Genomic DNA, 13,506 nt, shown 5'->3' with positions numbered 1-13,506 from the left:
TATTTTTATTCTTCTTCGATGCTTTCAAGGTATTGATCGCCAGGAATTAAGCTTTCTAGTTGGCCTTCATCAGACAGTTTGATTTTAGCAATCCAACCACCTTCATACGGTTCTTCGTTAACAAGCTCAGGACTGTCTTCAAGCTCTTCATTGATTTCTACAATCACACCAGAAATAGGTGCGTAAATGTCAGAAGCGGCTTTAACTGATTCAACCAAAGAGAAGTTTTCTCCTGCTGTTACTTCGTCATCAACGTCAGGTAAGTCTACAAATACAACATCACCAAGTAAGCCTTGAGCGTGGTTTGAGATACCAACTGTTACCGTACCGTCGCCATTTTCACGTACCCATTCGTGGCTTGCTGTAAATTTAAGATCTTTTTCCATGATTCTTCTCCAGTGTGAGTTGCTATTAGCAAATTAGCATTAAGTGAAATCAGAAGTGAGGGCGGTATTAATTACATCCATCACATTACATCTGATAAACATACAAGTGTGAAATGCAACATTCAACGTCGAAGTTTCCAATAAGAAACTTTGTTTCCCGTTTTGCTACCTAGCGCACTATTTGAGCATCCTTGTTGCCTTTTCTCTCGCAATTTTCCTCTGTAAAGTGAATATTAAGAGCGCTATTTGGATGCTTAATGAGCAAGGAGAGCCACTTGAGTGAACCAAGGAATATAATGACAGAGGCTAAAATCGTTAAAATAGAGAAAAATAACGAAGAGCAACCGATTGCTCCTCTCGATCTTGGTAAAAGATTAAAAGACATTCGTATTCAGCTTGGATTGACGCTTGAAGAAGCCAGCAAGCGAACGGGTTTGGCTCGTTCAACGTTATCAAAAATAGAAAATGAACAAATATCCCCCACATTTCAGGCGTTGCAAAAGCTAGCCAGTGGATTGGATATTGATATCCCGCAAATATTTGAGCCGCCAAAGAAAAAAGGCGCGGTAGGAAGACGAGATATCACACTGGCAGATCAAGGTAAGCCGCATCCAACGGCCACTTATGAACATGAACTGCTGGCGACGCAATTATCCAACAAAAGAATGATGCCATTTAAAAGCCGCATACGTGCTCGAGATTTTAATGCGTACGCAGAATGGGTTCGTCATGACGGAGAAGAATTTTTATTGGTTCTAGAAGGTGAAGTTTGTTTTTACAGCGAATTCTATGAACCTGTTAATTTAGCGGTAGGGGACAGTGTTTATTACGAAGCAAGTATGGGACACGTGCTTATTTCAATCAGTGAAGAAGACGCTCAAATTCTCTGGGTTACGGCCAAATAATACGTAATCAATAAACGCTTACTTAATTAGAAAAATAACGACTAAATCAGCCAGTGATGGCACATGGAGAAAGAAGAATGTCAGAACAACTAAATAAAACTGCACTTTTTGATATGCACGTAGCTGCTGGCGCAAAAATGGTGCCATTTGCCGGTTATGATATGCCTGTCCAGTACCCACTTGGTGTGAAAAAAGAACACCTTCATACGCGTGATTCGGCGGGGTTGTTTGATGTATCGCACATGGGACAACTGCGATTAAAAGGTGAGGGCGCGGCGGCTGCATTAGAAGCATTGGTTCCGGTTGATATTATTGACCTTCCTTCTCAAAAACAACGTTATGCGTTCTTCACTAATGAAGAAGGCGGCATTATGGATGATTTGATGGTGGCTAATTTTGGTGATCATCTGTTTGTGGTAGTGAATGCGGCATGTAAAGAACAAGATATTGCGCATTTACAAGCACACTTACCAAAAGGCGTTGAACTTGAAGTGATTGAAGATCGTGCTTTACTCGCACTTCAAGGACCAAAAGCCGCAGATGTGTTATCAAGGCTTCAACCTGCTGTGGCAAACATGTTGTTCATGGATTCAATTACGATCGATATTAATGGCATCGAATGTTATGTTAGCCGCTCTGGTTATACTGGCGAAGATGGTTATGAAATTTCTGTACCCAATGCTAAAGCAGCAGAACTAGCAGAGACATTAACGTCATTTGAAGAAGTGGAATGGATTGGTCTTGGTGCGCGTGATTCACTGCGCTTAGAGTGCGGTCTGTGCTTGTATGGTCATGATTTAGATACCACCACCACACCAGTTGAAGCAAGCTTGTTGTGGGGTATCAGTAAGAACCGTCGTGCGGACGGTGAAAGAGCCGGTGGTTTCCCTGGTGCGGATATTATTCTTAAACAGATTGAAACCAAAGATGTAAACCGTAAGCGTGTCGGTCTAGTTGGACAAACCAAGGCTCCAGTGCGTGAAGGCTGTAAATTGTTTGATGCGAATGATACTGAAATTGGTGTTATAACCTCTGGTACTGCAGGTCCGACAGCAGGTAAACCGGTGTCAATGGGATACTTAAGAACCGATCTTGCTATTATTGGCACTGAAGTATTCGCTGAAGTTCGAGGCAAAAAATTAGCAATGACCGTTGAAAAAATGCCGTTTGTACCTCAGCGTTATTATCGCGGTTAATCTTGAGTACGTTAATTTACGCTCTCAGTTTTAAAGAGTAAAGAAAGCCTCCAGACTTATTTGAGTTTGGAGGCTTTTATTTTGGATTATAGAACAGGTAATAACCTTGTTTGTATTCTCACCTAAAAAACGCGTGTTGTTGGTGTGTCGCCGATTAATACATCGTTGACGCGAGAGTATTTATCAATATTGGGATCTACGTTAGCTTATGGTAAAGCGTCTATTTCAATAATTTAACGGTTGAGCAAGTAATGCGGTGTCGTTGATATATATAATCGTCTAAAGAGATTTTTCTATGTTAAGAAAAAAGTGAGCGATGAAAATTACCGTTAACGTGTAAATTTATTGGAAAATTCATGAGTTTTACACTAAATTTTAATAGGAATGTAAACAAAAGAGAATCGCATTTTGGATCAATTTCAAATTTGTGATTATTTTTATTATTACGACATTATTAGCAAATATGAGAAGAATGGTGAGTTTTTGCTTTTAGAACTGAATTTTTTGCACAGTGTACATTAATGGCAAGTCATTGTTCTATAGGTGTAAAGTGAATCCTGGCGAACACTTGTAAGCTCGGAAGTATTTGCAAAAAAACGTGACGTGTAACACAATTGTACTTCTGGCGATTAAGCATTGTTTTTACGATTAGATATCAAATAAGGTTTCTCTATGAAGGTTGTCGATTTTCTGAAGCATAAGCGTGAATATCTGGCGAAACATCCATTTGAATTAAAAGACTGGATGTCACCAACCATTAAGGATTACTGGATTGAGTTTTTACAAAAAGCCAATAATATTCACATTATTTCTTGGGTGAAAGAGCACAAGCGTACCGTTAATTGTACGCAAGAAGCTGTTCAACCAGAGCCTGTTGAGATGAATGCAGAGACACAAACACTATACGAAGAACTGACTGCGCAATTAGGTGATGAAATTCACGTAGGCAGTTGGTCTGTAATGGATCAAGAACGTATCAATAATTTTGGTGCCGTTACAGAAGATCCACAATGGATTCATACCGATCCAGAAAGAGCCGCCGCAGAGTCACCTTTTAAAACCACTATTGCGCATGGCTTTTTAACATTATCAATGTTGTCTAAGATGACCGATAATGTAGGTAATGATAATTTACTTTTCCCTACGGCTAAAATGACGGTGAATTACGGATTGAACAAAGTTCGTTTTCCATACCCAGTAAAAGCAGGCAAGCGTATTCGTTCAAGGAGCACACTGTTATCAGTGACGCCGATTAAACGTGGCTTAGAAATTGAAACAGAAGTAAAAGTTGAGATCGAGAAATGTCGCCGCCCAGGGTGTGTTGCTGTTTCGGTGATCCGTTTATATTTCTAAAAGTGTAAAAACTGCTTACTTTATCGCTATTAAATGAAAAAGCCGCCGTATTCTTTATCGTTATTGTATAAAGAATACAGCGGCTTTTTTGTGTCTATTGTTTATTATTGTATTAACTGTTTATTACTGCATTGACGAAACAATACTTTCTCTGTGTCTTGCGCCACGTAACATTGCTTGGACAAGTTCTGTCGCCTCAAATTTGGTTAGGGCTTCATGTGCGCCGACTTGGTGTGCTTGTTCTACACAGATCTCGCTCGAAAGTGAAGTATGTAAGATAATGTACGCGTCTTTTAAACGAACGTCATTTTGGATTTCAAAGGCCAATTCATAGCCATCCAAACCGGGCATTTCAATGTCGCTAACAATAATATCAAATGGTCTCTGCTCCTGAGAGGCTTGTTTGAGTCTTTCATACGCATCCAAACCATTGGTTGCTACCTGATACGGAATGTTAATACTGTCTAAGGCACTAGAAAGTTGTTTTCTGGCAACGACAGAGTCATCGACGAGCATTATTTGCAGAGGTTTGAGCTTTTCTCTTTCTACATCAGAGAGAATTGGGTATAAATTTGATGTGTCTTCAGGGAAGATTTTTGAAAGCAACAATTCGACATCAAGCAATTGTACAATGCTATTTTCAACTCGTGTTATTCCAGTGACAAAGACATTTTTCCCTGCCGTTTCTGGAGAGGGTTCAATGGCTTTCCAATCGCATTCAATGATCTTATCAATGGCTCTTACTGCAAATCCCACGACCGTACGCATACAGTCAGTAATGATAATGTAGCAATTGTCGAACTCTTCTTTTTGAAGGGGACGAAAACCCACAGCAGCAGACATATCAATGATAGGAATCGCCATGTTTCTGATCGTTGCCGTTCCTAATACATGATGATGAGAATAAGGGATAGACGTTAATGCCTGAAAGGGAACGATCTCGCGAACTTTTAATGTACCAATAGCAAAACGTTGGGTTAACGTAAGCTTAAATAGCAACATACCTTGTGATTGGTTCGCCTTACTTTTCATCGATGCTAGCCTTTAATGAGGTAAATGGAGTTTCTTTTTATAGAGACCATTGTAGTTTTTTTGAGACGACATTGAAAGGTGAGGGTATCATTTGTATAAGGATAAACGGTATAATTACGCGATATTTACATGACATTATCTTGAGGCATTCATGGCTAATACGGCATCAGCACTACATATTCTTGTTAAACATAAAGAGCAAGCTGAAGACATCATTAAACAGCTTAATAAAGGCGCAAAATTTCATGTGCTAGCAAAGAAATATTCGAGCTGTCCATCAGGTAAAAAAGGGGGCGATTTGGGTGAATTTAAAAAAGGCCAAATGGTACCGCAGTTTGATAAAGTGTGTTTTAGTGGTGAAACGTTAGTTCCTCATTTAGTGAAAACCAAATTTGGTTGGCATGTGATTAAAGTACTTTATCGTACTTAAATTGACTGACCGAACGTTGAATCAATAAATACAAAAAATCCGACGCATGACGTCGGATTTTTATTATCTATAAAAACTATAGTAGAGAGATTAACGCTCCCAATACGCTTCTTCTAAACAATCTTCACGCTCTGGCATTGCTTTAGAAAGACGTGGAGAGTGTTGAGTTAACACTTCGTAGCTTGCGCGATTTGAGTATTTACAAATTTGAGAGAAAGAGGAATAAGTTAAATATTCTTTATCATGCTTGCTTGAGTTAGGCACATTTTCTTTATGATAGAAGTTTGCAGCCATGTCGTGCAGTAATGCTGACAATGCCGCATCGCCTGCACCGTTAGTATTTTTAATCTCCATTGGGCCACCCATGTAAGGGGCAATGTGAGAAGAGACTTTAATTGGCTTAGTACAGAATGCTTTCATCATTGGACGGCTGTATTCAAAGCGATTGAACTCAGGAATGTTACCAGGAAGAAGTGGTTTATCAGTTTCACGTTTCATGCTTTCTTCAGTGAAGCCAGCCATGTAAAGACCGACAGGGCCTGCGGTACAAAGCACTAAATCAACCCATTCTAAGGCTTTATCCGCCGCGAGTAGGGGATCTTTCTCACCGGTTAACGCTTCTGCTTCTTCTTCGTTCATTGCCACAACAGTGACATTTTCCTTCAAGAATTTCTGCCACCATTCCGCTTTACCTTCAATGACGTATTTTGTGCCAAGCGTTAAAACGACAGGAACACCGTGCTCTTTCGCGCAATCAATCGCTTTTTGAACGGCATCCATCATTGGATCGCCTTCTTTACCTCGAACAAGGTAAGAAGAAATCACTAATGCAGAGGCTTTATCAAAGATATGTTCAGGTACGTGTGCAGGACACAGTTGGTTCATGTCACCTTCGTTGATTGCAAACGTACGTTCGCCATCTTCTGTGATCAGCGTATAACAGCGGCCAATAGGGCCTTGAACCGGTTGTAAATGGTCTAAGTCCATACGGCTTGTCGTGTTACATAGGTAACGATAAGCGTAAGAACCGATTTTGATGTTTTCACTCATGACACCCAATAAAATAGATTTACTGTCGGCAAGTACTGAGTAGTTATGAAGGGTATTACCAATCGTATCGCCAGGGTATTCATGGCTTATTAAGTTTCTTTCAAAGAGTTCTTTATACAATGCTTCGGCTTTCGCTTCTTCAAGAACTAATGAATGGCCTTTACTTAATTGATGACGTTCTAAAAAATCATCATCGACTTTCGCTTCGATATCAACAATTGTTTGACCAACACCAATAAGATGAGTTCTCTCAAGTTTTGGTGTTTGGTTAATTTGATTCACTAGTGGATCGCGAGTGTGAACAGGAAAATAGTGTTTAGACTTACGTTGGCCAGGAAACTTCATGAATTAAATGTCATTAATAAGTGAATTTTCCGAGATTATATCACAACTTTTTTCATTAACATTCATGAATACATTAAAAATTTGCGAAGTAGATCACTCATGTTTTATTGGCTCAAATAGCAAACGTTTACCTTTCTTGCTTTTTGACAGTCGATTCAATAAATGCGGCTAGTTATTTATATGGTCTAAATTTACTTGTTGGTTAATTATTCTGTGGTTTTGTTTTTTGCGGAGTTTTGTTTTGTCGCGGCTGTATTGTTTGCAGATTTATCAATAATATCACAAAAAAAAATGAATTATCAGACTTGCGAAATAAGTTTCGGGCCCTATAATACTGAAAACCGGAGCGCCTGCCAGCGCCCCGGTTTTTTTGTGCCTGCCATCTTGGTTTGTTAACTGCCTTCTGCCAAAGGCAACAAGAGATAGTAGAGCCATTATCGATTATACGAGGAATTTATCATGCGTATCGAACAAGAATTAAAGTTAGGCTTCAAAGATGTACTGTTTCGTCCTAAGCGTTCAACACTGAAAAGTCGCTCTCAAGTCGAATTAACCCGCGAGTTTACATTTAAGCATAGCGGTCGTCAATGGTCTGGTACACCTGTAATTGCAGCTAACATGGATTCTGTAGGTAGTTTCGCTATGGCGAAGGCACTTTCTGAGCATGGTGTGATGACTGCGATTCATAAGCATTACACGGTTGAAGATTGGGCTGGTTTTGTAAAAGAGAGCGACGCTTCTGTTCTTAACAATTCAATGGTTTCTACGGGTACTTCTGAAGCTGATTTCCAAAAAACAAAAGATATCATGGCATTGACTGATGACTTGATCTTCATTTGTGTTGATATCGCAAATGGTTACTCAGAGCATTTAGTTCAATACGTAGAAAAAGTACGTGCTGAATTTCCAGATAAAGTCATCTCTGCAGGTAACGTTGTTACTGGCGATATGGTTGAAGAGCTTATCCTTGCTGGTGCCGATATCGTTAAAGTGGGCATTGGTCCGGGCTCTGTATGTACAACTCGTGTTAAAACAGGTGTTGGTTACCCACAACTTTCTGCAATCATTGAATGTGCTGACGCAGCGCATGGCCTTGGTGGTCGTATTATCGGTGATGGCGGTTGTTCATGTGCCGGTGACGTATCTAAAGCGTTCGGCGGCGGTGCTGATTTCGTAATGCTTGGCGGTATGCTCGCAGGTCACGAAGAGTCAGGCGGCGAAGTGATTGAACAAGACGGTAAGCAGTTCATGAAATTCTACGGAATGTCTTCACAAAGCGCGATGGACAAGCACTCAGGTGGTGTTGCTAAGTACCGTGCAGCTGAAGGTAAAACCGTGCTATTACCTTACCGTGGTTCAGTTCATACAACGATTTCTGACATCCTTGGCGGTGTACGCTCAACGTGTACATATGTAGGCGCAGCAAAGCTTCGTGAGCTAACTAAGCGCACAACTTTCATCCGCGTACAAGAGCAAGAGAACAACGTTTACGGTAAAGAGTGATAACTCGATACCTCGGGAAAGCCTAATAATGAAAGGTCGCATTTAGCGGCCTTTTTTTCGTCTAAAAATGGCAAGTGGCGACAAAGTGACGACAGTTATTTTGTTATTCTTCGTATTGGTATAAGTGTTCTTGAATTTAGACAGCTGATTACCCGTTAATTGCGCTGCCTCATTCCAACGCGCACCAGTAGACAAACACACCTTTACTATCTTCAGCATATCTTGGCGTTTGTGCTCAGAAACTTTATTAAGGAGTAGGGCGATCTCTTCTTTTGCTAAAAAACTCATTGGTCTTTCATGATCACGAAATGGCTTAATGCTTTCTAAAGGGTTTGGGCCTTTCCATTCGCCCAGTTCTTTAAGCTTTTCGCCAGTTCAGAATTTAATGTCGCAATACTCGGAGCGCCTTTTTGCCATTTACTATCTACAAAGGTAATTTCACCAGCCATACGTTTACGGCGGAACTCAGCATACATGTTTGCTGTGAAAGTAGAGGCAACAGGGTTACCCATGGCTTTTACCATGTGTTCAAACTTTTGATAGATAATTTGGCCATTAGACAGACTTACGCCATACATAGAAAACCAAATCTCAATAAGGACTGATAAGCGACGGTTTTCGAGTTTGTCACCTTTCCACGGTTTTTCTTCTACTTTTTTTAGAGTGTAGTGTTCAAAGGTAGTGGCTTCACCTTTAGAGGCAAAGCGTTTGCGAATGCGCGTACCTTCGCGGCCGTTCGTGTAGAAGTCGCAAGCCAAGGTTTCTTTGAATTGTCTTTTAAGTTGCGGATAGCCATGAAAATACCTTTAAACTGTTTTTATATACAGCGCAAAGGTGAACAGTGAAAAGCAATGTTTAACATTATAACTAGTAAACATGAAATGATTTTGTTATATTAATTAGGCCCTTAGAATGAGGTTAGCTTAACTGTTAGCCTTTATGATTGGTGTACAGCCGATCTGTTCTCTTTGATTGTAATTTGTCGCACTCATGCGCGTAAATTACGATCCAGTCGTGCCTCCTTGAGCGTAATTTACGCGCATGAGTGCACAGTCGCAAGCTCCTGAGTAAGGGTTTTTTATTTTTTGATGGTAATTAATTATGTGGTTTAAGCATCCAAAATATTTAGCAGCAAAAAATGATTTTATTCAAGACACAAATAATTCAAATTTGACTTTTTTATCTAAGCAATTACCTAAAGTTCTATTTATTTGTGGTGGAGATCCTCTTTATTGTTCTAATCGTGGAAAAATAGAAAATTATCTTGAGCGCTATCATCCCGAATTTCTCTATTTTAGAGCAGAGCATGCTTGGGCTGCTATTTCTTCACCAGCAAGAGAGAGTGGCAAAAATGAAAATGCTTTAAAGTTAGAAGGCTGGCTTGCTGACTTTTCTGACGCTGTAGTTATCTTAGTTGAATCATTTGGAACAGTTGCTGAACTAGGTGCTTTCTCTCTTAATGAATCTTTGAGATCAAAATTGCTACCTATTCTTGAGAAAGAATATGAGAAAGATGTATCGTTTATTAATACTGGCCCTGTTAAGTGGGTAGATTCCGATTCAATTTATAAACCTTCAATGTACACTGATTTTTCTACGATTTTAACATGTATGCCTCAAATGATGGAAAGGTTAAACCGTAAGCCAAAACGTATTTTTAGAGATAAAATAGATACTTTTGGTGATCGTAAATTAACGTTGAAAGAATTTTTATTTTTTATTGTGCACATAATAAGTTCACTTGGGCCGATTAATGAAACTGAACTTATTGATATATCTTTAAATACAATTAATTATGGCAAGAAAAAGAAAGAAAAAAGACATATATCATTTGTATTATCGGTATGCATAGCTTTAAAGATTATTCATAGAATTGAAATTGAGAATGTTGATTATTATACATGTGTAGATTATAAAAAACTTTTTTTAAATGAAGATGGATTAGGCGGAGCAACCTCTCAAAGGATGAGAGCAAGAAGTTTATCTAACTTAATTCGTATTGATGAATATAAAAAAGTATTAGGTACAATTACCAATGATATTACTTAAGTACTTAGCAAAAGAATTGTTGTTAGATGAAAGCTATATTGAAGAACTAGCTAATTCTGCATCAAATCATTATAAATCTTTTACAATACCAAAGAAATCTGGTGGAGATAGGTTGATAAATCAACCAAGTCGTGAATTAAAGGCTTTGCAAAGAACATTACATGATAATATTCTTTCAAAACTGCCTATTCATGATTCGGCTTTTGCATATAGAGATGGACAAAGTATTGATAAACATGCAAAAGTTCATTTATCTGCGAGATACCTTTTACGATTAGATTTTAAGGATTTCTTTGAATCAATTAAAGCTCATGATATTTATCGCTTCATAAACAAACATGGTATTAATTTATTAGATAATTGGAGCGAATTAGATACCAAGCTTTTAGTTGATATAGTTTGCTATAAACAAAAGTTAACAATGGGTTCTGTTACTTCTCCTATATTATCAAATGCAATTTGTTTTGCTTTAGATAAACAATTAGAAAAAATCTGTTATATGCATGATGTGAAATATAGTCGTTATGCCGATGATTTGTTTTTTTCAACATCAAAACCTAATGTTCTTAGGAAAATAGAAAAAGATGTATTTAACGTTGTAGCTGCTCTAAATGAACCAGAAAAGCTAAAAATTAACCGAAAGAAAACATATCATTCTTCGAAGAAAAATAGAATGAGTGTTACTGGAATAATATTAACAACTGATGGTAATATTTCTATTGGTAGAGATAATAAACGGAAGGTCAGAACAATGGTCTTCAGTTGGAATAAGTTAGATGTAGTTGAAAAACGTTATCTTCAAGGATATCTGTCTTTTTGTGCATCCATTGAACCAGAATTTATTAATTCACTATGTAATAAGTATGGTGCGGATAAGATTACAGAAATACAGCGATATAACTAATTGCACATATATATATAAAAAGCCCTGCAATTGCAGGGCTTTTTTTAGTTTGTAGTATGTGCTAAATAATCTTCTGAGGTAAATGGGATAAACCCATCAGGCCATTTCGTAGTAAACTCACATAGAAGCCTAAATTGAGCAGGGGCTTCGAGGTTTGTTTTGACAACTGTTAGGCTGTGTTCCATCAGTTCTGGTGTTTCTAATAGTTTTTTGACATCTGAATTATAGTACTTAGGACAGTAGCCTACTTTGATTTTCTCATCATCAATGGTAGTAACTAAAATAGCATTACAATCATGAGGATTTGATTCTTCACATTCAAAGTTTAGCTGTTCACCAACTAGTAATTCAGAAATGCGTTTTGTATTTTCTTCAGCTAGATGACTTACACCGTTAGTAAAAAAACGAAGTTTATATTCATTTCCATTAACCACTTGAGGCTTTGGAATAATACGGTATTGGTCTGTCTTTCTTGCACCACCAGAGATACCAAGCATATCTAATTCGTCATAGGTATCTAAGTTGAGATCTGACCAATCAACCATTTTTCTAAATTCAGGGCGGTTCATTGGAAGTAATCTGTTTTTAAAGAATGCGAATAGCTCAGTTGAAACATAAGATGTTGTTTTATTGTTCATTCTTGGGAAAGGTATGAAATTAGGGTGATTTGAGCCTTTCGTATAGTTTAAACGGTAGATACCCTCGTCACGAGTTAGTTGAGCAACGGGGTGCCACATACCATCAGTAATATCTTTCCAAATTACGAAAACACTTTTCATTTTTTACCTTGTTCTTCTAAGAATTTTTTATTCTTGATAATTTCAACACGACATTCAAGTAGCTTAGTTCTATTTTTTGTGAACATGGCTAGGCAGAATTCTTTAGATATATCTGACATTATCTGTGTTGGGATAGCTGAAAGTATATCCTTTATATGATTTCTATCAAGGTTATTTAGCTTATCAAGCCATTCTAACCCTGCATCAGGAGACATTGAAGCAAAATAGGTAAATGCTTTTACTGTTTTTAATCTATTTCCCTCTAAGTAAAAATAACTCTTACACTTGCCAACATAGGTTTCTACATTTTGTCCTTTATCTTTTGTTGTTAATCTTACTTGTCGCTTTTCATCACTTTCATTTCGACCTAAGCTAGCTGCATGATCAAATGATGGAGATAATGATTTAATTCCATCTTTATCTGTGATCATTGCCCAGTTTTCATTGTGCCTATCTTGATTGGAAACTAGTGCATCAAACATGATATATCCAATGAATACGTCATAAGCATCAATAATATGATCAGTTGTTTTCCAACCTTTAGGTGGTGCAATCACTAGGTGACGTAAAATAGCAAAAACACGAGAAATAGTTTGAGATCGCTGTCCTTTTTCTAATGGTTCTTCAAGAATTTTTGTTACAACATGTTCAATTAAACTATTGCCAAATGTGAGAGTATCTCCAGGAGTAATAAAGTTTTCACTTCTAATACCATGTTCACCATTATTAATGGCGAGGTCATATTCTGCATGAGGTATTCCTAGTTTTCGGGCAATTTCACATGCAACTTTTTCAGACCAGTTTTCACCATGGCGAACTATAGGGTTTTGATTCTTATCTTCGGTATGAATAGATTTAAAGAGATATTCTTTACCATCACTATTGTCTGTATACCAAAACTTTGACTTTGTTCCCATTTGCTCATAGTTATCAATGTCTTGCTTTGATATGTCAATAATAGGAAATTCTTTCATCAGTCTTTTCCCATAACCATAGCCACACGGCCAATCACTTTAATATCATCTTCTTCAACATTGATAGTTGAACCATTAAAGCTGATCGCTAGCGTCTTATCCGGTAGACGTTGTAGTTCGTTGATCGAGAATGAACCATCCATATCAATTAAATACTTTCCTGATGTTGCATGTGTAGATTCTTTATCAATAAGCAGCCTTTGAGAGTCTTCCTTTACCAAAATTAGATTTTCAGTCTCTAATTCTTCACTGATGCTCTTATCTAAAACAAATGAGTTTGTTTCTTCTAAGGTCCCTGAGCGTAATCTAAAGCTTCCAATCGATGTTGCATTTGCAACTTGGGATTCTTCACTTTCAGGAAAAGCCTCGCCAATACCTAATGAATATTTACTTTTCGTCACGGTTTTTAATCCTCTACGACATCTCGCCCAGCTAAGTAGCATGGAGCCTGTATAAGTTGCCTTCTAGGGCTAAAGTTGCATTATCAACTCAAGCAGAGTTGAACATTTAACTACCTTAGAGGATACCATCATGAATAACTCTTTGTCATTTCAAGTTGTTGTACCAGCTTCATTTATGACGTATCAGGAGTATTTTAAA

13 protein-coding genes and 1 pseudogene are annotated in these 13,506 nt (G+C 37.9%); 7 read left to right on the top strand and 7 right to left on the bottom strand.

The genetic code is table 11. From position 1 onward, the window contains the following. Positions 1-5 precede the first annotated feature (5 nt). Positions 6-386 (bottom strand): glycine cleavage system protein GcvH, encoded by a 381-nt coding sequence (gcvH, locus tag A6E04_RS14435; RefSeq protein ID WP_023604575.1) that lies wholly within the window; start codon positions 384-386, stop codon positions 6-8. A 296-nt stretch (positions 387-682) separates the two neighbouring features. Between gcvH and A6E04_RS14430 the strand changes: the two genes are divergently transcribed. From A6E04_RS14430 to A6E04_RS14420, 3 genes are all read left to right on the top strand, one after another. Next, complete coding sequence (locus A6E04_RS14430) at positions 683-1,291, top strand: helix-turn-helix domain-containing protein (protein ID WP_023604574.1); 609 nt, start codon at positions 683-685, stop codon at positions 1,289-1,291. Positions 1,292-1,368: 77 nt separating this feature from the next. Beyond that, positions 1,369-2,487, top strand: a complete 1,119-nt coding sequence (gene gcvT / locus A6E04_RS14425) for a glycine cleavage system aminomethyltransferase GcvT (protein WP_017020837.1) — start codon at positions 1,369-1,371, stop codon at positions 2,485-2,487. Between the two features lie 672 nt (positions 2,488-3,159). Further along, positions 3,160-3,840, top strand: a complete 681-nt coding sequence (locus tag A6E04_RS14420; RefSeq protein ID WP_017020836.1) for a MaoC family dehydratase — start codon at positions 3,160-3,162, stop codon at positions 3,838-3,840. Between the two features lie 123 nt (positions 3,841-3,963). On the opposite strand, the gene A6E04_RS14415 is transcribed toward A6E04_RS14420, so the two are convergent. Continuing rightward, a complete protein-coding gene (locus A6E04_RS14415; protein ID WP_065611682.1) occupies positions 3,964-4,872 on the bottom strand; it encodes a chemotaxis protein in 909 nt (302 codons plus the stop codon). A 151-nt stretch (positions 4,873-5,023) separates the two neighbouring features. Between A6E04_RS14415 and A6E04_RS14410 the strand changes: the two genes are divergently transcribed. Further along, a complete protein-coding gene (locus A6E04_RS14410) occupies positions 5,024-5,302 on the top strand; it encodes a peptidylprolyl isomerase (protein ID WP_012551830.1) in 279 nt (92 codons plus the stop codon). Positions 5,303-5,392: 90 nt separating this feature from the next. On the opposite strand, the gene A6E04_RS14405 is transcribed toward A6E04_RS14410, so the two are convergent. Continuing rightward, positions 5,393-6,697, bottom strand: a complete 1,305-nt coding sequence (locus tag A6E04_RS14405; protein WP_012551831.1) for an inosine/guanosine kinase — start codon at positions 6,695-6,697, stop codon at positions 5,393-5,395. Positions 6,698-7,156: 459 nt separating this feature from the next. Here A6E04_RS14405 and A6E04_RS14400 point away from each other — a divergent pair, with 459 nt between their 5' ends. Then, complete coding sequence (locus tag A6E04_RS14400) at positions 7,157-8,200, top strand: GMP reductase (protein WP_017020834.1); 1,044 nt, start codon at positions 7,157-7,159, stop codon at positions 8,198-8,200. A gap of 78 nt (positions 8,201-8,278) precedes the next feature. On the opposite strand, the pseudogene A6E04_RS21500 reads toward A6E04_RS14400, so the two are convergent. After that, positions 8,279-8,996: pseudogene (locus A6E04_RS21500) on the bottom strand (phage integrase); the annotation flags it as partial. 305 nt (positions 8,997-9,301) lie between these two features. Between A6E04_RS21500 and A6E04_RS14385 the strand changes: the two are divergent. Together A6E04_RS14385 and A6E04_RS14380 are read left to right on the top strand one after the other, a co-directional pair. After that, on the top strand, positions 9,302-10,249 hold the full coding sequence (locus A6E04_RS14385) for a retron St85 family effector protein (RefSeq protein ID WP_065611679.1): 948 nt from the start codon (positions 9,302-9,304) through the stop codon (positions 10,247-10,249). Next, a complete protein-coding gene (locus tag A6E04_RS14380) occupies positions 10,236-11,153 on the top strand; it encodes a retron St85 family RNA-directed DNA polymerase (RefSeq protein WP_065611678.1) in 918 nt (305 codons plus the stop codon). Before A6E04_RS14385 ends, A6E04_RS14380 begins: the two co-directional genes overlap by 14 nt. A 44-nt stretch (positions 11,154-11,197) precedes the next feature. Here A6E04_RS14380 and A6E04_RS14375 read toward each other — a convergent pair whose 3' ends face one another. Genes A6E04_RS14375 through A6E04_RS14365 form a run of 3 tightly spaced genes read right to left on the bottom strand, consistent with a single transcriptional unit; the run spans position 11,198 to position 13,307 of the window. Further along, positions 11,198-11,932 carry an HIRAN domain-containing protein gene (locus A6E04_RS14375; protein ID WP_065611677.1) on the bottom strand — a complete coding sequence of 245 codons (735 nt, stop codon included), beginning with the start codon at positions 11,930-11,932 and terminating at the stop codon, positions 11,198-11,200. After that, a complete protein-coding gene (locus A6E04_RS14370) occupies positions 11,929-12,906 on the bottom strand; it encodes a HipA domain-containing protein (RefSeq protein WP_083199033.1) in 978 nt (325 codons plus the stop codon). The genes A6E04_RS14375 and A6E04_RS14370 overlap by 4 nt, the downstream gene beginning before the upstream one ends. After that, positions 12,906-13,307 (bottom strand): S24/S26 family peptidase, encoded by a 402-nt coding sequence (locus A6E04_RS14365; RefSeq protein ID WP_065611676.1) that lies wholly within the window; start codon positions 13,305-13,307, stop codon positions 12,906-12,908. Before A6E04_RS14365 ends, A6E04_RS14370 begins: the two co-directional genes overlap by 1 nt. Positions 13,308-13,506: the final 199 nt, after the last annotated feature.

Source organism: Aliivibrio logei (assembly GCF_001691055.1).
GTDB lineage: Bacteria > Pseudomonadota > Gammaproteobacteria > Enterobacterales > Vibrionaceae > Aliivibrio > Aliivibrio salmonicida.
This window is presented reverse-complemented; position numbering and strand designations above follow the sequence as displayed.

Coding starts and splice junctions, on each gene's coding strand:
- gcvH (WP_023604575.1), bottom strand. CDS start 386: ATGGAAAAAGATCTTAAATTTACAGCAAGCCACGAATGGGTACGTGAA.
- A6E04_RS14380 (WP_065611678.1), top strand. CDS start 10,236: ATGATATTACTTAAGTACTTAGCAAAAGAATTGTTGTTAGATGAAAGC.
- A6E04_RS14430 (WP_023604574.1), top strand. CDS start 683: ATGACAGAGGCTAAAATCGTTAAAATAGAGAAAAATAACGAAGAGCAA.
- A6E04_RS14375 (WP_065611677.1), bottom strand. CDS start 11,932: ATGAAAAGTGTTTTCGTAATTTGGAAAGATATTACTGATGGTATGTGG.
- A6E04_RS14370 (WP_083199033.1), bottom strand. CDS start 12,906: ATGAAAGAATTTCCTATTATTGACATATCAAAGCAAGACATTGATAAC.
- A6E04_RS14385 (WP_065611679.1), top strand. CDS start 9,302: ATGTGGTTTAAGCATCCAAAATATTTAGCAGCAAAAAATGATTTTATT.
- A6E04_RS14405 (WP_012551831.1), bottom strand. CDS start 6,697: ATGAAGTTTCCTGGCCAACGTAAGTCTAAACACTATTTTCCTGTTCAC.
- A6E04_RS14400 (WP_017020834.1), top strand. CDS start 7,157: ATGCGTATCGAACAAGAATTAAAGTTAGGCTTCAAAGATGTACTGTTT.
- A6E04_RS14420 (WP_017020836.1), top strand. CDS start 3,160: ATGAAGGTTGTCGATTTTCTGAAGCATAAGCGTGAATATCTGGCGAAA.
- A6E04_RS14410 (WP_012551830.1), top strand. CDS start 5,024: ATGGCTAATACGGCATCAGCACTACATATTCTTGTTAAACATAAAGAG.
- gcvT (WP_017020837.1), top strand. CDS start 1,369: ATGTCAGAACAACTAAATAAAACTGCACTTTTTGATATGCACGTAGCT.
- A6E04_RS14415 (WP_065611682.1), bottom strand. CDS start 4,872: ATGAAAAGTAAGGCGAACCAATCACAAGGTATGTTGCTATTTAAGCTT.